The 18161-nt window shown below is 44.3% G+C and carries 17 protein-coding genes; 15 read left to right on the forward strand and 2 right to left on the reverse strand.

Annotated features, from left to right (window positions below; all coding sequences use genetic code 11):
- Window positions 1-31 precede the first annotated feature (31 nt).
- Together glnD and map are read right to left on the reverse strand one after the other, a co-directional pair.
- Window positions 32-2641: a bifunctional uridylyltransferase/uridylyl-removing protein GlnD gene (gene glnD, locus ACYFDN_RS13810; protein ID WP_472590593.1), complete on the reverse strand. Its 2610-nt coding sequence runs from the start codon at window positions 2639-2641 to the stop codon at window positions 32-34.
- A 24-nt stretch (window positions 2642-2665) separates the two neighbouring features.
- Window positions 2666-3460, reverse strand: coding sequence for a type I methionyl aminopeptidase (gene map / locus ACYFDN_RS13815; protein ID WP_406608981.1), 795 nt, complete (start codon window positions 3458-3460; stop codon window positions 2666-2668).
- A gap of 306 nt (window positions 3461-3766) precedes the next feature.
- Between map and rpsB the strand changes: the two genes are divergently transcribed.
- From rpsB to rnhB, 15 genes are all read left to right on the forward strand, one after another.
- A complete protein-coding gene (gene rpsB, locus ACYFDN_RS13820; protein ID WP_016401186.1) occupies window positions 3767-4501 on the forward strand; it encodes a 30S ribosomal protein S2 in 735 nt (244 codons plus the stop codon).
- 102 nt (window positions 4502-4603) lie between these two features.
- Window positions 4604-5452, forward strand: a complete 849-nt coding sequence (gene tsf, locus ACYFDN_RS13825; protein WP_483511589.1) for a translation elongation factor Ts — start codon at window positions 4604-4606, stop codon at window positions 5450-5452.
- 75 nt (window positions 5453-5527) lie between these two features.
- Window positions 5528-6277 carry a UMP kinase gene (gene pyrH, locus ACYFDN_RS13830; RefSeq protein ID WP_040307020.1) on the forward strand — a complete coding sequence of 250 codons (750 nt, stop codon included), beginning with the start codon at window positions 5528-5530 and terminating at the stop codon, window positions 6275-6277.
- An 11-nt stretch (window positions 6278-6288) separates the two neighbouring features.
- On the forward strand, window positions 6289-6846 hold the full coding sequence (frr, locus tag ACYFDN_RS13835; protein WP_016401183.1) for a ribosome recycling factor: 558 nt from the start codon (window positions 6289-6291) through the stop codon (window positions 6844-6846).
- Window positions 6847-6915: 69 nt separating this feature from the next.
- Window positions 6916-7707, forward strand: coding sequence for a polyprenyl diphosphate synthase (uppS, locus tag ACYFDN_RS13840; protein WP_338621682.1), 792 nt, complete (start codon window positions 6916-6918; stop codon window positions 7705-7707).
- Window positions 7700-8542, forward strand: a complete 843-nt coding sequence (locus ACYFDN_RS13845) for a phosphatidate cytidylyltransferase (RefSeq protein ID WP_483511591.1) — start codon at window positions 7700-7702, stop codon at window positions 8540-8542. The genes uppS and ACYFDN_RS13845 overlap by 8 nt, the downstream gene beginning before the upstream one ends.
- A gap of 6 nt (window positions 8543-8548) precedes the next feature.
- A complete protein-coding gene (gene ispC / locus ACYFDN_RS13850) occupies window positions 8549-9751 on the forward strand; it encodes a 1-deoxy-D-xylulose-5-phosphate reductoisomerase (RefSeq protein WP_483511592.1) in 1203 nt (400 codons plus the stop codon).
- On the forward strand, window positions 9748-11100 hold the full coding sequence (gene rseP, locus ACYFDN_RS13855; RefSeq protein WP_483511593.1) for a sigma E protease regulator RseP: 1353 nt from the start codon (window positions 9748-9750) through the stop codon (window positions 11098-11100). The genes ispC and rseP overlap by 4 nt, the downstream gene beginning before the upstream one ends.
- Window positions 11101-11127: 27 nt before the next feature.
- Window positions 11128-13557: an outer membrane protein assembly factor BamA gene (gene bamA / locus ACYFDN_RS13860; RefSeq protein WP_483511594.1), complete on the forward strand. Its 2430-nt coding sequence runs from the start codon at window positions 11128-11130 to the stop codon at window positions 13555-13557.
- A gap of 24 nt (window positions 13558-13581) precedes the next feature.
- Window positions 13582-14091 (forward strand): OmpH/Skp family outer membrane protein, encoded by a 510-nt coding sequence (locus tag ACYFDN_RS13865; protein WP_016401177.1) that lies wholly within the window; start codon window positions 13582-13584, stop codon window positions 14089-14091.
- 2 nt (window positions 14092-14093) lie between these two features.
- Window positions 14094-15119, forward strand: coding sequence for a UDP-3-O-(3-hydroxymyristoyl)glucosamine N-acyltransferase (gene lpxD / locus ACYFDN_RS13870; RefSeq protein WP_483511595.1), 1026 nt, complete (start codon window positions 14094-14096; stop codon window positions 15117-15119).
- A gap of 14 nt (window positions 15120-15133) precedes the next feature.
- Window positions 15134-15589, forward strand: coding sequence for a 3-hydroxyacyl-ACP dehydratase FabZ (fabZ, locus tag ACYFDN_RS13875; RefSeq protein ID WP_016401175.1), 456 nt, complete (start codon window positions 15134-15136; stop codon window positions 15587-15589).
- Window positions 15590-15601: 12 nt separating this feature from the next.
- Window positions 15602-16390 (forward strand): acyl-ACP--UDP-N-acetylglucosamine O-acyltransferase, encoded by a 789-nt coding sequence (gene lpxA / locus ACYFDN_RS13880; protein ID WP_483511596.1) that lies wholly within the window; start codon window positions 15602-15604, stop codon window positions 16388-16390.
- Entirely contained in the window at window positions 16390-17532 is a 1143-nt protein-coding gene (lpxB, locus tag ACYFDN_RS13885; protein WP_483511597.1) for a lipid-A-disaccharide synthase, read from the forward strand. The genes lpxA and lpxB overlap by 1 nt, the downstream gene beginning before the upstream one ends.
- 30 nt (window positions 17533-17562) lie before the next feature.
- Window positions 17563-18159 (forward strand): ribonuclease HII, encoded by a 597-nt coding sequence (gene rnhB, locus ACYFDN_RS13890; protein WP_483511598.1) that lies wholly within the window; start codon window positions 17563-17565, stop codon window positions 18157-18159.
- Window positions 18160-18161 lie beyond the last annotated feature (2 nt).

Raw genomic sequence — 18161 nt, forward strand, 5'->3', positions numbered from 1 at the left:
TCTCCAAAATAGTGGTTGAGCTTGCTAAATATTATTGTTTGAGTGCTTGTTCCAGAATGCTCTTAAGCTGCTGCTTTTGCTCTGGACTTAGCTTTTCACGTTCACAGTTACTAATACTGAAAAAATCTTCTGCTTTCTCACCAATGGTGGTGACTTTAGCTGCGTGAATCGTGTAATTAAAGGATTGAAATACGGCGCTAATTTTAGCCAATAAACCAGGCTTATCCAAGGCGACAACTTCAATCAAGGTTCGATTACCTTTAGTGGGCAAAAACTCTACACGAGGTGCGATAGAGAACTGCTGCACTTGGCGTGGCACACGGCGCTGTTTTAAATCAATTGGCGCAGCAACATGGAGCTTTTCGGCCAATGTTTGCTGCAGCAAAATACCACGCTCTAGTGAGAGAGGTTCGCCCTCATGATCGAGCACCACAAAGGTATCAAGTACAAAACCATCACGGCTCGACATGATCTGCGCATCATGAATATTCAAATTCTTTTGATCTAGTTCAGCAGCAACTGACGCGAATAAATGCGGTATATCTTGGCAATGGATAAATATCTCTGTGCCGCCGCGAGTTGCGCGGCGACTAACCAATACTAAAGGTTGGTCTTCGCTGTGACCCCATAAGTGGTCGCTGTGCCAAGCAATTTGCTGAGGAGTGTGGCGCAGAAAGTAATCGGCCCTAAAACGCTGCCATAAGCCGCGAACTTGCTCTTCTGAATAGCCTTTAAGTTCTAATTGCTGAATGGCTTTCTTCTGCTTATCTCTAATCACCCCACGAATATCGACAGGGTTTTCCAAGCCTCTTCGTAAGGCTTTTTGTGTCGAATTATAAAGTTCGCTTAATAAGGTTCGCTTCCAGCTGTTCCAGGTATCGTCATTGGTTGCGCAAATATCAGCTACCGTTAAACAAAGCAACATGTCTAGGTGGCGCTGATCACGTACAACCTTAGCAAACTCGGTAATCACTTCTGGATCATAAATATCGCGGCGTTGAGCGGTTACCGACATCAATAGGTGGTGCTTAACTAGCCACGCTACGGTGCGAGCGGAGGGTTTACTAAAACCATGGGCCAAACAGAACTCTTCGGCATCTACCGCACCCAAGGTTGAGTGATCGCCTTTGCGTCCTTTAGCAATATCATGAAAAATGGCTGCTAAAGCCAGTAAATCAGGTCGTTCTAAACGCGGGTATACTTGGCAACAAAGAGGGTGAACCTCTTTGGTTTTTTCATCATTAAACGAATGGATTTTGTTAATCAGGCGATGGGTATGTTCATCAACTGTGAAAGCATGGAATAAATCAAATTGCATTTGACCTACAATGCGGCTCCAAGCAGGGAAATAGGTTGATAAAACCCCATAGCGGTGCATTAAGGTCAGCGGTAGCCCAGTCACGTTAGGATGCTTAATAAGGCGTCTAAAGTAGCGGCGACACTCTGGTATATCTTGCAACCAATGGGTCAGCCTGCGTCTTGCTTCGCGTAACTGGCGCAAGGTTGCCGAGTAAATACCGGTAATCTTCGGATTATCGGCAATGTGTAAAAACATCACCAAAATTTGTTCTGGTTGCTCCAAAAACAGCTGGCCATTAGCGCTATCAATTAGGTTGCCACGTAGCATAAAGTTTTCATCGACTGGCTGAACATCCATGGCGGTGTTACCAAGGATCGCTTCATCGAAGAGCTGCAGTAGCATTTCATTTAATTCGGAAATTCGACGCACCGTTTGGAAGAAGTGCTTCATTAAACGCTCAACGGGCGCATTGTGCTCACCGCTATAACCCAGTGATTGAGCTACTGCTAACTGGCGGTCAAATAACAAACGATCATCACTTTTAGGCAAGTGAATATGCAGCGCAAAGCGCACTCGCCACAAAAAATCTCGACAATCTTGCAGTTCTCTACACTCTGCTAGAGTAAGAAAGTTTTGTTTGGTGAGTTCATCTAAGTCGCTACTGCCAAAATGGCGGCCGGCTACCCAACAAATCGTTTGAATATCACGTAAGCCGCCAGGGTTAGCTTTAATATCCGGTTCTAAGGAGTAAGCGTTACCTTTGTATTGGCGGTGACGACTTAGTTGCTCATCCTTTTTGGCGCGAAAAAAAGCTTCGCTAGGCCAAAAGCTGTCGGCGCAAACGGCCATACATAGCTCTTGATATAATGCTTTATCACCAAACAGTAAACGTGACTCTTGCAAGTTGGTGGCAATAGTAATGTCTTCTAGACCTAGCTCTAAACACTCTTTGAGCGTGCGAACACTTTGGCCTACATCTAAGCGTATATCCCACAGTAAGGTAATAAACGCTGATATTTTGTCTGCTATTGCTGGTTCAACTTGCTCTCGAGTGAGAATAAGAATGTCGATATCTGAACGAGGGTGAAGTTCGCCACGCCCGTAACCACCTACGGCAAGCAACGAGAGCTCTGGGTGATCGGCTAAACCAAAATGCTTCCACAAACAGTTAAGTAACAAGTCCATTTGTTGAGAGCGCAACTGCACTAACTCAACGACATGTACGCCCTGATTGAACTGATCGGCTAAGTACTCTTGCAGTTCGTCTAGATATCGCTTACTACTTTTAAGCGATATCTCTTCTATGCAGGGCAAAGGCGGTGCTGCTAACGTCGTTTCCATGACTATACCTCTAAGACCCGTTGGTTAGTGTTTAATAATGCGTGGTAAGTCTTCTTCGTCACGAAGTGTTAGCACTTCAACACCGTCATTAGTGACTAACAGTGTGTGCTCCCACTGAGCAGAGTTTTTGCCGTCATTGGTGCGCGCTGTCCAGCCATCTTCTTCGTCAACCCAGTTGCCTTTTTTGCCCTGGTTGATCATCGGTTCAATGGTAAAGCACATGCCTGCTTTTAATACCGTTCGGTCGTTGTTGCGGTAATGCATGATTTGTGGATCTTCATGGAAACCTTCGCCAATACCGTGGCCACAAAAGTTATCGACGATGCCGTAGCGATAGTTGCCTTTTTTCAAGTATTTTTGAATTGCATTACCAATATCGCTGACCTTATTGCCAGGTTTTACCACTTTAATGGCTTGGTAGAGCGCTTGTTGAGTCACGCGGCATAATAGTTTATCGGCAGGTGAGGCATTGCCTACCAAAAACATTTTGGAGGTATCACCGTGATAACCGTCTTTTATTACGGTGATATCGATGTTGATTACATCGCCATCTTGCAAAATATGGGTACTAGATGGAATGCCATGACATACCACATCGTTTACCGAGGTACAGATTGATTTAGGAAAGCCATGGTAATCTAGTGGCGCAGGAATAGCCCCTTGCTCGTTTACTATGTAGTCATGGCAGCGTTGATTAAGTTCATCGGTGCTAACGCCAACCTTAACATAAGGGGCGATCATGGTGAGAACGTCTGCCGCTAGGCGACCAGCAACGCGCATCTTTTCAATTTGTTCAGGGGTTTTTATTACTATGCTCATGAGTACTAATAGTTGAGTGTTTACCTTGGTTTTGCCGCTAGTTTACCGTAAGGGCGAGGGGAGTTGTAGTAGCTAGAAAAATTAACGAAAAGTTTAGCCTTAGCTTTATCAATATTGCTATTTATGGTATAAAGCGCGCCGTAAGTCATTACTCTAGTTTTCGAATTAGTGTGGATGCTTACATAAATTAAATATTTATATTTTAAACACACACACACATCGTCACGTTTTCCGGGGTGCTGGGCAATTTGGTCTGGTCGGTAAAATGGGATGTGTGGAGGCCTAACCCCATTTGAGGAAATTATAATGGCAAACGTTTCAATGCGCGATATGCTTCAAGCAGGCGTACACTTTGGTCACCAAACTCGTTACTGGAACCCAAAAATGAAGCCTTTCATTTTTGGTGCTCGTAACAAAGTTCATATCATTAACTTAGAAAAAACTGTACCTATGTTTAATGATGCAATGTCTGTTCTTAAGAAAGTTGCATCTAAGAAAGGTAAAGTTCTTTTTGTTGGTACTAAGCGCGCTGCTGGTGACACCATCAAAACTGAAGCACTTCGTTCAGATCAATTCTACGTTAACCACCGTTGGTTAGGTGGTATGTTGACTAACTGGAAAACAGTTCGTCAATCTATCAAGCGTCTAAAAGATCTAGAAGCTCAAAGCCAAGACGGTACTTTCGAAAAGCTAACCAAGAAAGAGGCGCTTATGCGTACTCGCGAAATGGAAAAGCTTGAGAAAAGCCTTGGCGGTATCAAAAACATGGGCGGTTTACCAGACGTATTGTTTGTAATCGATGCTGAACACGAGCACATCGCTATTCGCGAAGCAAACAACCTAGGTATCCCAGTTATCTCTGTAGTTGATACTAACTCTGCACCAGACGGTGTTGATTACATCATTCCTGGTAACGACGATGCTATCCGTGCAATTAAATTGTACCTTGGCGCAGCTGCTGATACTGTTATCGAAGGTCGTCAAGACGACATCGTAGTACAAGCTGAAGAAGATGGTTTCGTAGAGGAAGCTGCTGAGTAATTAAATGCAATAAACTGCATTTATACTGAGTAAGCTTGATGATTAGCAGGGGACAAGCTTGTCCCCTGAGTTTTATCCGATAAACAGTCGAGGATCAAACAAATGGCAATTACTGCTGCCCTAGTAAAAGAACTGCGCGACCGTACCGGCGCAGGCATGATGGATTGTAAAAAAGCGTTGACTGAAACTGATGGTGACATCGAGTTAGCGATTGATAATATGCGTAAGAGCGGTGCTGCTAAAGCGGCTAAAAAAGCGGGCAACATTGCTGCTGACGGCGCGATTATTATTAAAGAAGGCGCTGGTTTTGCAGCCCTACTAGAAGTTAACTGTCAAACTGACTTTGTAGCTAAAGATGGCAACTTTACAGCGTTCGCTGAAAAAGTAGCTGAAGCTGCTGCTGCAGAAAAAACTGACATCGAAACTTTGAAAGCAAACTTCGAAGAAGAGCGTGTTCAACTGGTTGCTAAAATCGGTGAAAACATCTCAATTCGTCGCGTTGAGTACTTAGACGGTGCTCCAATTGCTTCTTACCGTCACGGTGAGCGTATTGGTGTTGCTGTAACTGGTGAAGCTGACGCAGAAACGCTTAAGCACGTTGCAATGCACGTTGCTGCTTCTAAGCCAGAGTTTTTGTCTCCTGAAGACGTACCAGCCGACGTTGTAGAAAAAGAGAAAAAGCTACAAATCGAAATTGCTATGAACGAAGGCAAACCAGCTGAGATCGCCGAGAAAATGGTGACTGGCCGTATGAAGAAATTCACCGGTGAAATCTCATTAACTGGCCAAGCGTTCATCATGGAGCCTAAGAAAACTGTTGGCGCTATCTTGAAAGAGAAAGGTGCTTCTGTTGCTGGTTTCATTCGCCTAGAAGTTGGCGAAGGCATTGAGAAGAAAGAAGAAGATTTTGCTGCAGAAGTTGCTGCGCAAATCGCTGCAGCTAAAAAGTAATTTTAGTTGTTCTTCAGGTTGCGGTATCATGCCGCAACCTTCTTGTATTTCTAGATAAGAGAGATCATCATCGCTATGAGCACCAATCCTAAACCTGCATATCGTCGCATTCTTTTAAAACTTTCAGGTGAAGCCCTAATGGGTGATGAAGGTTTTGGTATTGACCCTAAAGTATTGGACCGTATGGCTCTTGAAATTAAAGAGTTAGTAGAATTAGGTATCCAAGTTGGGCTAGTTATTGGTGGTGGTAACCTGTTTCGAGGCGAAGGCCTTGCAAAAGCAGGTATGAACCGTGTAGTGGGCGACCACATGGGCATGCTAGCAACCGTGATGAACGGCTTAGCTATGCGTGATGCATTACATAGAAATTTTGTGAACGCGCGCTTGATGTCGGCCATTGAGCTAAATGGCGTGTGTGATTCATACAACTGGGCAGATGCTATTAGCAATCTTAAAGCCGGTAAAGTTGTTATTTTCTCAGCGGGTACGGGTAATCCTTTCTTCACAACAGACTCTGCAGCGTGTTTACGTGGCATTGAGATTGAAGCTGAAGCAGTGCTTAAAGGCACTAAAGTAGACGGCGTATTTACCGCCGACCCTGTAAAAGACCCTGCAGCCACATTATACAGTGAGCTGGATTACGCTGAAGTACTAGACAAAGAATTAAAAGTGATGGATTTAGCTGCATTCACTTTAGCGCGAGACCATAACTTGCCAATTCGTGTATTTAACATGAACAAACCTGGCAGTTTAAAGAATGTTGTTATGGGCGCAGATGAAGGCACCACTATCTGTCACGTATCAAATAAAACAGAAACAGAGTAGGGATAGTTATCGTGATTAACGAAATCAAACAAGATGCTCAAACACGCATGGGTAAAAGCATTGAGTCTTTGAAGTCTCAAATGTCTAAGGTTCGTACTGGCCGCGCCCACACAAGTCTGCTAGACGGGATTATGGTGCCATATTACGGTGTAGACACGCCGTTAAAGCAAGTTGGTAATGTATCAACTGAAGACTCGCGTACGCTAACCGTCACCGTTTTTGATGCTAGCCTCATTAGCGCAGTTGAAAAAGCCATTATGAGTTCAGATTTGGGCCTAAACCCTTCTTCTGCTGGTACGCTAATTCGCATTCCATTACCAATGTTAACTGAAGAGCGCCGTCGCGACTTAATTAAGATTGTTCGCGCGGAAGCAGAACAAGCTCGTGTGGCTATTCGTAATATTCGCCGTGATGCCAACAGCGATGTAAAAGAACTACTAAAAGAAAAAGAAATTGGTGAAGATGATGATCGTCGTGCACAAGACGAAATTCAAAAAATCACTGATGCAGCCGTTAAGCAGGTTGATGAAGCCTTAGCCGCAAAAGAAGCGGAATTGCTGGAAGTTTAATCGATTCAACGATTTAAAATAGCCGTGTCTTGTTACACGGTTTTTTTTTGTAAGTAAGAGTAGTGAATTATGACCTTACCTGAAGCGCAGCAGTTAGCCGTGAAAGATGCTATGCCAAAGCACGTTGCCATCATTATGGATGGCAACGGGCGTTGGGCTCAGCAACGCGGTAAATTGCGCATGTTTGGCCATCAAGCAGGGGTGAAGTCTGTAAGACGAGCTGTAAGTTTTGCCACCCAACTTGGCGTAAAGTCATTAACCTTGTTTGCCTTTAGCAGCGAGAACTGGCGACGCCCGGAAGAAGAAGTGTCAAGCTTAATGAACTTGTTTTTGACAGTTTTGCAACGAGAAGTTAAAAAACTGAAAAACAATAATGTACAACTAAGAATAATTGGTGATACTTCTCGCTTTAGCGAAAAATTGCAAAAGCGTATTGCCATTGCTCAAAATGAAACGGCGACAAATGATGGTTTAGTGTTAAATATTGCGGCTAACTACGGCGGTCGTTGGGACATTGTAAACGCTAGCCAACAACTTGCAGAGCAAGTTAAAAAAGGACACTTAGATGCACAAGATATTAGCGAAGAGCATATCTCGGCATTAATGGACAGTGATACGGTTGGCGATGTGGATTTGTTAATCCGTACCGGTGGCGACCACCGAATTAGTAACTTTTTGCTATGGCAAACCGCTTATGCAGAGCTTTACTTTAGTGATGTGTTGTGGCCAGACTTTGACGAAGATGCATTTGGCGAGGCCATTGCTGCATTTGTTAGCCGCGAGCGTCGCTTTGGTTGTACTGGGGAACAGGTACAAGCTTTGTTGATAGATAATCAAAAAAATGAGGATCATTTTGCTTAAGCAAAGAATCATAACGGCGCTGATATTAGCGCCTTTGGCCCTAGCTGCAATTTTCATGTTACCACTGTTTGGCTTAGCGGTGGTGTTTGCATTAGTGCTGGTGTTAGCAGCCAGAGAGTGGGCTAGAGTGGTGTCTGACCAAGGTTCAAAGCGTTTGAGCTTTTTTGTTGTTTTTGCTTTGGTTTTTGGTTTTAGCTTGTGGCAACTCCCGCTAGATAGTTTGGCACAGTCAATTTGGTTTAGCGCCATGCTGGGCATTGCTGTAGCTGCTTGGCTAAGTAGTTTGTATCTGCTCTCCAGCTATCCTCATTCGGCGACGTTTTGGCACAACAGCAGCGTCTTTAAGCTGTTAGTTGGGCTGGTAGTGCTACTTCCATTCTTTTGGTCTTTAGTCTTTTTACGCTCAGTAGACCCGAATAATCCAGCCGTTGGTGGTGCTTGGGTGCTTTACGTATTACTGCTAGTTTGGGCCGCAGATACCGGGGCATACTTTGCCGGTAAACGTTTTGGTAAACGTAAGTTGGCTAAAAATGTTAGCCCGAAGAAAACCATTGAAGGTTTGCTAGGTGGCTTTGCGGTTGCGGCGTTGGTGACTGTGGGCGCATTTATCTTTTTAGATATACCACAAGGCAAAGAGTGGGTATTGGTGATAGCCAGTGGATTTACAGTTTTAGCCTCGGTAGTGGGTGATTTGGTTGAAAGCATGTTTAAGCGTCAAGCCGGAATAAAAGACAGTGGTAGTTTGCTTCCTGGCCATGGCGGCCTGCTTGATCGCATCGACAGCATGACTGCAGCGATGCCGGTATTTGCTTTTTTCTTCCTTCACTGGATGTAGCCCTTGATGAGCAAGCAATTGGTTATTCTTGGTGCCACCGGATCGATTGGTAGCAGTACCCTTAAAGTTATCCGCGAAAATCCTGAGAGCTTTGCTTTGTTTGGTGTGACAGGTGGCAAAAACCTAAGCGCTATGTTGGATATTTGTCGTGAGTTCTCACCTCAATATGCACTAATGGCCGACCAACCTAGTAATCAAAAATTACGTGAAGCGATTGAAGCGGAGTCTCTTAAAGTAGAGGTACCTAGCGGCAGTAACGCCATTACTGAGCTGGTTAAAGCCACTGAAGTTGAATTGGTGATGGCTGCAATTGTTGGCGCTGCTGGATTGTTACCTACGTTAGCTGCTGTAGAGGCTGGCAAAACGGTGCTGCTGGCTAATAAAGAAGCTTTGGTAATGAGCGGCGCTATCTTTATGGAAGCAGCGCAAAGAAGCGGTGCTCAAATTCTACCGGTCGATAGTGAGCATAATGCTATATTCCAATGCATGCCGGAACAAGTCCAACAGCAGCTTGGTTATTGTAATTTGTCTGAGGCTGGCGTAAGCAAAATTTTGCTTACCGGTTCTGGCGGGCCTTTTAGGTACGCTGAGTTGGCTAGCTTGTCTTCGGTAACCCCTGCGCAAGCTTGCGCACATCCAAATTGGTCGATGGGGCAAAAGATCTCGGTAGATTCAGCCACCATGATGAACAAAGGCTTAGAGTATATAGAAGCAAAGCGCTTATTTAATACTCAGCCTAATCAAATTGATGTAATCATCCATCCTCAGTCAATTATTCACTCTATGGTGCAGTACTGTGATGGGTCAGTGTTGGCGCAAATGGGCCAACCGGATATGGCTACACCAATCGCCCATGTGATGGCATACCCACAACGGCAGGTTTCTGGGGTAGAGGCTTTGGATTTCTTCAGCATTGGCGAATTGAGCTTTATTCCACCTGATTACGCCAAATACCCTTGCTTGAAATTAGCTATCGACGCCTGTTACGACAGTCAAACAGCTACTACTTGCTTAAATGCGGCGAACGAAATCGCTGTGGAAGCATTTTTGGCAGAGCGGATAAAATTCACTCAGATTGCTGAAGTTGTCGCCACTTGCTTGGATAAACAGAGTTATATGGGCGCCGAAACTGAACTTTCAGTTTTACTAGAGGTCGACCAAAGGGCGCGAATGCATGCTGATGCAGCGGTTAAAAGGATCTGTGCATGAACGAAGTGATTTGGAACACCAGCTTTTTTATTATTGCCCTAGGCATTTTGGTAACGGTGCATGAGTTTGGCCACTTTTGGGTTGCCCGTCGTTGTGGCGTTAAAGTAGAGCGCTTTTCAATAGGTTTTGGTAAAGCGCTTTGGCGTAGAACTGCCAAAGATGGTACTGAATATGTAGTGGCAATGATCCCGCTTGGTGGCTACGTAAAAATGCTCGATGAACGAGTTGCCGAAGTGCCTGCCGAGCTTCGCTCTCAAGCCTTTAATAATAAAACATTGGGTCAGCGCAGTGCGGTTGTCGCGGCTGGTCCTATTGCTAACTTCTTGTTGGCTATATTAGCTTTCTGGCTGATGTTTGTTATTGGAGTTCCTTCAGTCAAACCGGTTCTAGGTGGCGTTGCACCTAACAGCATTGCAGAGCAAGCGGGTCTTCGTTCCGGTCACGAGATTATCATGATTGACGGCCAGAAAACGCTAGATTGGGAAAGCGTTAACTTAGCCTTGGTTAGCCAGCTTGGTAATGAGTCGATGGCCGTGGAAGTGCAAGACACCGAAACCCAACAAACTCAAATGGCTTATTTGGACATTCGTGAGTGGCAGTTGGACAGTGAGCAGCAAAGTCCAATTATTAGTTTAGGCCTACAGCCATTCAGCCCAAGCATCTCGATGAACGTTGCCAAGGTAGTTGCTGGTAAACCTGCAGCAGAGGCCGGTTTGTTAGAAGGCGATAAGTTGGTAGCACTAGACGGCGTTAATCTCGCTTCTTGGCAAGATTTTGTTACTTATGTTCAAGCTAGGCCGCATCAGTCAATTGTTGTTGATGTGGAGCGTTCTGGTAGCCAAGTACAGCTAACCATGACTCCTGAAGCCAGAGAATACCAAGGAAAAGAAAGCGGCTATGTGGGTTTAGCACCTGAAGTATCCGAGTTCCCAGAAAAGTATAGAATTGATTTGCATTACGGTTTTTTTGATGCGTTTGGCAAATCTCTCGAACGAACTTGGCATTTAAGCAAATTGACCGTATCTATGATCGGTAAATTGGTGACAGGCGTGGTTTCATTAGATAACCTTAGCGGTCCAATATCTATCGCTAAAGGTGCTGGAGCTACCGCCGACTACGGCTTGGTGTATTTTTTAGGTTTTGTTGCCTTGGTAAGTATTAACTTAGGCATTATTAATTTGTTTCCCTTGCCAGTGCTAGATGGTGGCCATTTAGTATTTTTTGCCATTGAGGGCATAACTGGTAAACCCGTGTCAGAGCGTGTGCAGGAAATTGGATTTAGGATTGGTGCAGTGTTAGTGATGGCTTTGATGAGTCTTGCTATTTTTAATGATTTTATGCGCTTATAACAATTAAATAGGACGTTCTTTTTTCTTATGTTCAAAAAGCAGTTGGTTGTTGGACTTTTACTAGCCTGCATCTCCGGAACGACTCTCGCCGCTGGAAATTCGGCGTTTACTGTTGCAGATATTCGGATCGAGGGATTACAACGGGTATCGCTGGGTGCCGCGTTATTGCAAATACCTTTACGTATTGGCGATGAGGTAGACAGCTCTCAAGTTAGTGACAGTATTAAGCGCTTGTATCGCAGTGGCAACTTCGAAGACGTTCAAGTTTTCCGCGACGGCGATGCGTTGGTATTCAAAGTTCTTGAAAGGCCTACCGTTAGCAATATCGAGTATTCTGGCAATAAAGACATCAAGACCGAACAACTCGAAGAGTCTTTGCGTTCATCGGGCATCAAAATAGGCGAGCCCTTAGATAAAACTAATCTTCGTAATATTGAAAAAAGTCTTGAAGACTTCTATTACAGCGTGGGCAAGTACAGTGCGCGGGTTAAAGCGATTGTTACACCCTTGCCGCGCAATCGAGTTGATTTGAAGTTTAATTTCCAAGAAGGTTTATCTGCTGAAATCGAACAAATTAACATTATCGGTAACCAAAAGTTTTCGTCTGGTGAGCTAATTAAACGTATGACGCTCACCGATAGCGCCCCTTGGTGGAATGTACTTGCCGACCAAAAGTATCAAAAACAAAAGCTAGCCGGTGACTTAGAAACCATTAATAGCTTTTACTATGACCGTGGTTATATTCGCTTTAAAGTTGATTCCACTCAAGTTGCTTTAACGCCTGATAAGAAAGGCATTTACATCACCATTAATGTTGATGAAGGTGAGGTCTACACGGTAGAGAAAGTCGAGTTAGCGGGTAATCTCCTAGATAAGAGCGCTGAGTTAAATGGCTTGGTGAGCATTAATCAAGGGGACACTTATAGCGGTGCTGAAGTCACTAAAACTGAAGAATTACTGTCTAAATTCTTGGGTCGCTATGGTTACGCTTATCCTCAAGTTAATGTTTTCCCAGTAATTAATGATGAAGATAAAACAGTAGTTCTTAACATCAATATAGATCCTGGTAATCGAGTTTACGTTCGTCGAATCAACGTGAGCGGCAACACTATCACCAAAGACGAAGTACTGCGTCGAGAGATGCGCCAAATGGAAGGTACTTGGTTATCAAGCCGCTTAGTTGAGCAATCAAGAGCCCGCTTAAGCCGTTTGGGTTTCTTTGAAACGGTTGATGTAGAGACAGTGAAAATTCCTGGCTCTGATGATCAAGTGGATGTCAATTTTACGGTTAAAGAGCAGCCTTCGGGGTCGTTTAATGCCGGTGTAGGCTTTGGTACCGAATCCGGCTTAAGCTTGTCAGCTGGTGTACAGCAAGACAACTTCTTGGGCACCGGTAACCGAGCAGGTATTAATGTAAGCACTAACAAATATTCTAAGAATTTTGATGTGAACTTTACTGACCCTTACTTTACAAAAGACGGGGTGAGTTTTGGTGGCCGTTTCTACTACACCGACTTTGAAGCGTCAAAAGCCGATATTGTAGACTATAACAACGAAACAATTGGTTTACGCGGCACCCTTGGTTTCCCTGTTAACGAGTACAACCGTTTGAGCGTAAGCTTAGGCCTAGAGCAAAACAAAATTTCGCAGTTAAATGCTTATGCGCAGATCCAACAGTTTTGGGATATTTATGCCCCCCACCGAAATGATGATGGATCTTTAACCTTTGGGTCCTTAGATACAACCTTGGGTTGGAGCCGCAACACTCTAAACAATGGTTCTATGCCTACAGCGGGTTCTTCACAGAAATTCGATACTAAGATAACCATTCCTGGCTCAGATATTCAGTATTTTAAGATGAGCTTTGATACGCGTCACTTCTTCCCTATTACCACCAACCACGATTGGGCGTTTGCAGTAAGAGGTAAAGTTGGCTACGGCAACGGTTATGGTCAGCTTGAAGGTAATGACCAAATTCTACCTTTCTTCGAAAACTTTTATGCCGGTGGTTATTCTACCTTACGTGGTTTCCGTTCAAATACCGTCGGCCCACGTGCGCTTTATTTAGTAGATAATAATGGTAGTTCGTATGTTACCGCGTCTGATGACTCAGTGGGCGGTAACGCTTTGGCGGTAGGTTCAGCTGAGCTCATCTTCCCAACTCCATTTCTTGACGAAGCTTATATTCGTCAAGTTCGTACCACTGCATTTTTAGATTTTGGTACAGTTTGGGATACCGAGTTTGATTATGAACGTTACAGTCAAATGCAATGTATTAGGTATTGTGACCGTTTTGGTGACTATTCATCACCGGACCGAATTCGAGCCTCAGTAGGTGTGTCTATTCAATGGTTCTCTCCTATGGGACCACTGGTATTCTCATTTGCTAAGCCAATTAAGAGTTATGAAGGGGATCGATCTGAAGCCTTCTCATTTAACATTGGCCAAACTTTTTAACTTTTGATTTTAGGAGTAAATCTTTTGAAAAAACTAATTGCTGCTGTTGCCCTTGCTGCAACTATCGTAACCCCGAGTTTTAGTGCGCTAGCAGAAACCAAAATTGCTGTGATTAATATTGCTGAAGTTTTTCAGCAATTGCCTCAGCGTGATACTTTGCAGAAAACGCTAAAAGACGAGTTTGAAGTGCGTGTGCAAGAAGTTCGTGGCTTGGAAGCTGAAATGCAGCGTCTTTATGACAAACGTGAAAAGGATGGCGAGCTGCTAGGTCAGCAAGAAGTAACCAAGATTACCCGTCAGCTTGAAACTATGCAGGCTGAATACAAACTGAAGCGTAAAAACTTAGAAGAAGACCAACGCCGTCGCGGCGCTGAAGAGCAACAAAAATTGATGATTAAAGTTCAAGACGCAATTGTTGAAGTATCTAAAGCACAGGGCTACGATTTAGTATTACCTTTGGATGCAACAGCGTATGCATCTGACTCTTTGGATATTACCAAGCAGGTTGTTCAACAAGTGAGTAAGAGTAAGTAAATATGACACTAAGCCTTGGCCAAATCGCTGAGCAACTCGGGCTTACCCTTCAGGGGGATCCCGAGCTAGTTATTTCAAATATTGCCCCCTTTGAAAAAGCAGGGGCGCAAGAGATAAGCTTTTTAACAAACGCAAAGTACAAGCCTATGCTGGCCACTAGTAAGGCTGGTGCACTTATTTTGTCGAAAAGTCATGCTGATGCTTTTTCTGGCAATACCCTGATAAGTGAAGACCCTTATGTTAGTTATGCCCAATTAGCCCAGCTACTAGATACCACCCCAGCTAGCGCAAGCAATATTCATCCCTCCGCTGTTATCGAAGATGGAGCGAAAATTGGAAACAATGTCTCTATTGGTGCTAATGCAGTTATTGAAAGCGGTGCTGTTTTAGGCGATAGCGTGCAAATTGGTGCGGGTAGCTTTGTTGGTAAAAATGCAATTATTGGTGCAGAGACAAAATTATGGGCCAATTGCAGCATCTACCATGAAGTTCAAATTGGCCAGCAATGTTTAATTCAAAGCAACACAGTGGTTGGTTGTGACGGTTTTGGCTATGCCAATAAGCAAGGCCAATGGGTGAAAATTCCACAATTAGGCACGGTGATTATTGGTGATAAAGTTGAAATCGGTGCTTCGGTCTCTATCGACCGAGGGGCGTTAGACAATACTGAGATTGCGTCAAACGTGATTATCGATAATCAAGTGCATATCGCTCACAATGTGACGATTGGTACCGGAACTGCCATTGCAGGTACTACTGGTATTGCCGGTAGCACTAATATTGGCCGTTATTGCATTATTGGTGGTGGTGTTGGCATTAACGGCCATATCGATATATGCGACCAAGTGACTATCACCGGTTACTCAATGGTCACTAAATCAATTAGTGAACCAGGCACTTATTCTTCAGGCATGCCAACACAAGCTAATCGTCAGTGGCGAAAATCAATGGCTCGCCTATCTCAAATAGATGAGATGCATAAACGCATTGTAAGCTTAGAGCGCAAAAACAGCGCTGAAGCTGACTAAACTAGGAACAGATTTTGACTAAACAACTTAACCGCTTAGAAATTCAAGATATCATGGAGCTTTTGCCCCACCGTTACCCATTTTTGTTGGTAGACCGGGTATTGGATTTTGAAGAAGGTAAAACCCTACACGCCATTAAAAACGTAACTTTTAACGAACCGTTTTTTACTGGTCACTTTCCGCAACAACCGGTTTTCCCAGGTGTATTGATTCTTGAAGCACTGGCTCAATGTACCGGGATATTGGCGTTTAAATCTACCACTAAGCCAGCCGACAACGAGCTTTACTATTTCGCCGGTATCGATAATGCGCGCTTTAAGAAGCCGGTTGGTCCTGGTGATGTATTGCACCTCGAAGTTGAATTATTACGCGACCGTCGCGGCATCGGTAAATTTAACTGTGTTGCCAAGGTAGAAGGCGAAGTGGTTTGTAGCGGCGAAATCATGTGCGCACGTAGGGCCTACAAATAAGTGGAGCTGAATATGATAGATAGCACTGCAAGTATACATCCAAGCGCCATCATCGAAGGTAATGTAAAAATTGGTGCCAACACCACTGTTGGTGCTTTTACCATTATTCGCGGTGACGTTGAGATTGGTGAGAACTGTCAAATCGCTTCACATGTAGTGATTAAAGGCCACTCTAAAATTGGCAATAATAACCGCATTTTCCAATTTGCCTCGGTAGGTGAAGACTGCCAAGACTTAAAATATGCCGGTGAAGTAACCTATTTAGAAATTGGCGATAACAATACTATCCGCGAGAGTGTGACGATTCACCGAGGCACTACCCAAGACCAAAGCATCACTAAGATTGGCAGCAACTGCTTGTTTATGATTAATGCCCACGTTGCCCACGATTGTGTTGTTGGTAACGGCTGTATTTTTGCTAACAACGCAACTTTAGCTGGTCACGTCACTATTGGCGATAACGTTATTTTTGGCGGTCAAGCGGCGATTCATCAGTTTGGTAAAGTTGGTTCTTACGCTTTTGTTGGTGGCTGCGCCGCTGTTAACAAAGATGTTCCTCCTTATGTGATGGCTGTAGGCAACTATGCTCGCCCAGTAGCAGTTAATACCGAGGGTTTATTGCGTAGAGGTTTTAGTAAAGATGCTATTAAGGCGATTCGCCAAGCTTACAAAACGCTTTACCGCAGTGGCAATACTTTAGAGGAAGCGCTAAACCAGATAGAGTTATCTGCTGAGCAATACCCAGAGGTTAAGTTGTTCGCCGATTTTCTAAAAGAAAACGGTCGAGGTATTGTTCGCTAATGGCCCAGGCGGATTTGCATATCGCTATCGTCGCCGGGGAAGTCTCCGGCGATATTTTAGGTGCCGGTTTAATTTCTGCACTTAAACAACAATATCCCAATGCGCGCTTTTCCGGCATAGCTGGACCACTAATGCAAGAGCAAGGCTGTGAGGCCTTGTTTGATATGGAAGAGCTGTCAGTAATGGGGCTAGTGGAAGTGCTAGGGCGCTTACCGCGTATACTCAAAATCCGCAAACAACTGCTCCAACAATATATTCAATCTCAACCAGACATCTACATTGGCATTGATGCTCCAGATTTTAACTTAGGCGTAGAACATAAACTGCACGCTAAAGGTGTTAAAACTGTTCATTATGTTAGCCCCTCCGTTTGGGCATGGAAACAAAAGCGCGTTTTCAAAATTAAAGAGGGCTGCAATAAAATTCTGGTTTTCTTGCCATTTGAAAAAGCCTTTTATGATCGCTTCGAAGTACCTTGTGAGTTTGTTGGACACACTTTGGCTGATCAAGTTCCTCTTGAAAGCCCCAAATTGCCTGCCATCGAGCAGCTTGGCTTAGATAGCTCCAGAAAGGTGTTGGCAATTTTGCCTGGTAGTCGAAATGCGGAAGTGGGTTTGCTTACACCAGTCTTCCTTGAGTCAGCTAAAAAATTACTTGAGCAGTATCCAGATCTACAGCTGGTTGCTCCTTTAGTTAATCAGCGCCGCCGAGAACAATTTGAAGCTTTAGTCAATGAGCATGCGCCAGAGCTAGATATTAAAGTTATCGACGGACAAGCTCGCACCGTAATGACCGCAGCAGACGCTATTTTATTAGCATCCGGCACGGCAACACTGGAAGCGATGTTAGTAAAACGGCCTATGGTAGTGGCTTATCGTTTTAAGCCTTTGACTTATCGAATTGCAAAGTTAATTGTTAATGCCAAGTTTGCTGCCTTGCCTAATTTACTTGCCGACAAAATGATTGTGCAAGAATATGTACAAGAAGACTGTACCAGCAGCAACATTGTGGCCGAGTTAAGTCGCCTACTTGAAAGTGATAACAGCAAACTCATCGATAAGTTTACTGAATTGCACCAACAAATCCGTTGTGATGCTGACCACAAAGCAGCGCAAGCGGTTATTGAAGTAATAAATAGTTAGTTTTCCTTATACGCGTTTTTTGGAGTTGTCATGACGCCTTTTGTTTATCCTTCTGGTTATTCTGTGTTTGCTGGCGTTGATGAAGTAGGGCGGGGCCCTTTAGTGGGTGATGTGGTAACTGCAGCGGTTATCCTTGACCCCAAGCAGCCAATTGCAGGACTAAACGATTCCAAAAAGCTCTCTGAGAAAAAACGTTTGGCGCTAGCCGAAGAGATTAAGCAGCATGCAATAGCCTGGGCGATAGGTCGGGCAACTCCTCAAGAAATAGATCAGCTGAATATTTTGCATGCAACCATGCTGGCGATGTCTAGAGCCGTTGCAGCGTTGAGCGTTACTCCTGAGTTTGCGTTGATCGACGGCAACCGAGAGCCTCAGTTAAGCATCCCCTGCCAAGCGGTGATAAAAGGTGATGGTTTGGTGGCCGAAATAAGTGCTGCTTCAATTATCGCAAAAGTGGCAAGAGACCAAGAAATGGTCGAATTAGATGCCTGTTACCCAGAATACCAGTTTGCTAAGCATAAAGGCTACCCAACAGCTTTACACCTAGAAATGTTGGAGAAACACGGTGCTATTGCCGAGCATCGGCGCAGTTTTAAACCCGTACAGCGGGTACTAGGAGAGCTGTAGTT

This window comes from Agarivorans sp. D1326 (assembly GCF_056958115.1).

Excerpts from the sequence above, each read along its gene's own strand:
- map (WP_406608981.1), bottom strand. The coding sequence starts at position 3,460 with ATGAGCATAGTAATAAAAACCCCTGAACAAATTGAAAAGATGCGCGTT.
- uppS (WP_338621682.1), top strand. The coding sequence starts at position 6,916 with ATGACCTTACCTGAAGCGCAGCAGTTAGCCGTGAAAGATGCTATGCCA.
- tsf (WP_483511589.1), top strand. The coding sequence starts at position 4,604 with ATGGCAATTACTGCTGCCCTAGTAAAAGAACTGCGCGACCGTACCGGC.
- rpsB (WP_016401186.1), top strand. The coding sequence starts at position 3,767 with ATGGCAAACGTTTCAATGCGCGATATGCTTCAAGCAGGCGTACACTTT.
- lpxA (WP_483511596.1), top strand. The coding sequence starts at position 15,602 with ATGATAGATAGCACTGCAAGTATACATCCAAGCGCCATCATCGAAGGT.
- bamA (WP_483511594.1), top strand. The coding sequence starts at position 11,128 with ATGTTCAAAAAGCAGTTGGTTGTTGGACTTTTACTAGCCTGCATCTCC.
- glnD (WP_472590593.1), bottom strand. The coding sequence starts at position 2,641 with ATGGAAACGACGTTAGCAGCACCGCCTTTGCCCTGCATAGAAGAGATA.
- pyrH (WP_040307020.1), top strand. The coding sequence starts at position 5,528 with ATGAGCACCAATCCTAAACCTGCATATCGTCGCATTCTTTTAAAACTT.
- lpxB (WP_483511597.1), top strand. The coding sequence starts at position 16,390 with ATGGCCCAGGCGGATTTGCATATCGCTATCGTCGCCGGGGAAGTCTCC.
- rnhB (WP_483511598.1), top strand. The coding sequence starts at position 17,563 with ATGACGCCTTTTGTTTATCCTTCTGGTTATTCTGTGTTTGCTGGCGTT.
- rseP (WP_483511593.1), top strand. The coding sequence starts at position 9,748 with ATGAACGAAGTGATTTGGAACACCAGCTTTTTTATTATTGCCCTAGGC.
- lpxD (WP_483511595.1), top strand. The coding sequence starts at position 14,094 with ATGACACTAAGCCTTGGCCAAATCGCTGAGCAACTCGGGCTTACCCTT.
- ispC (WP_483511592.1), top strand. The coding sequence starts at position 8,549 with ATGAGCAAGCAATTGGTTATTCTTGGTGCCACCGGATCGATTGGTAGC.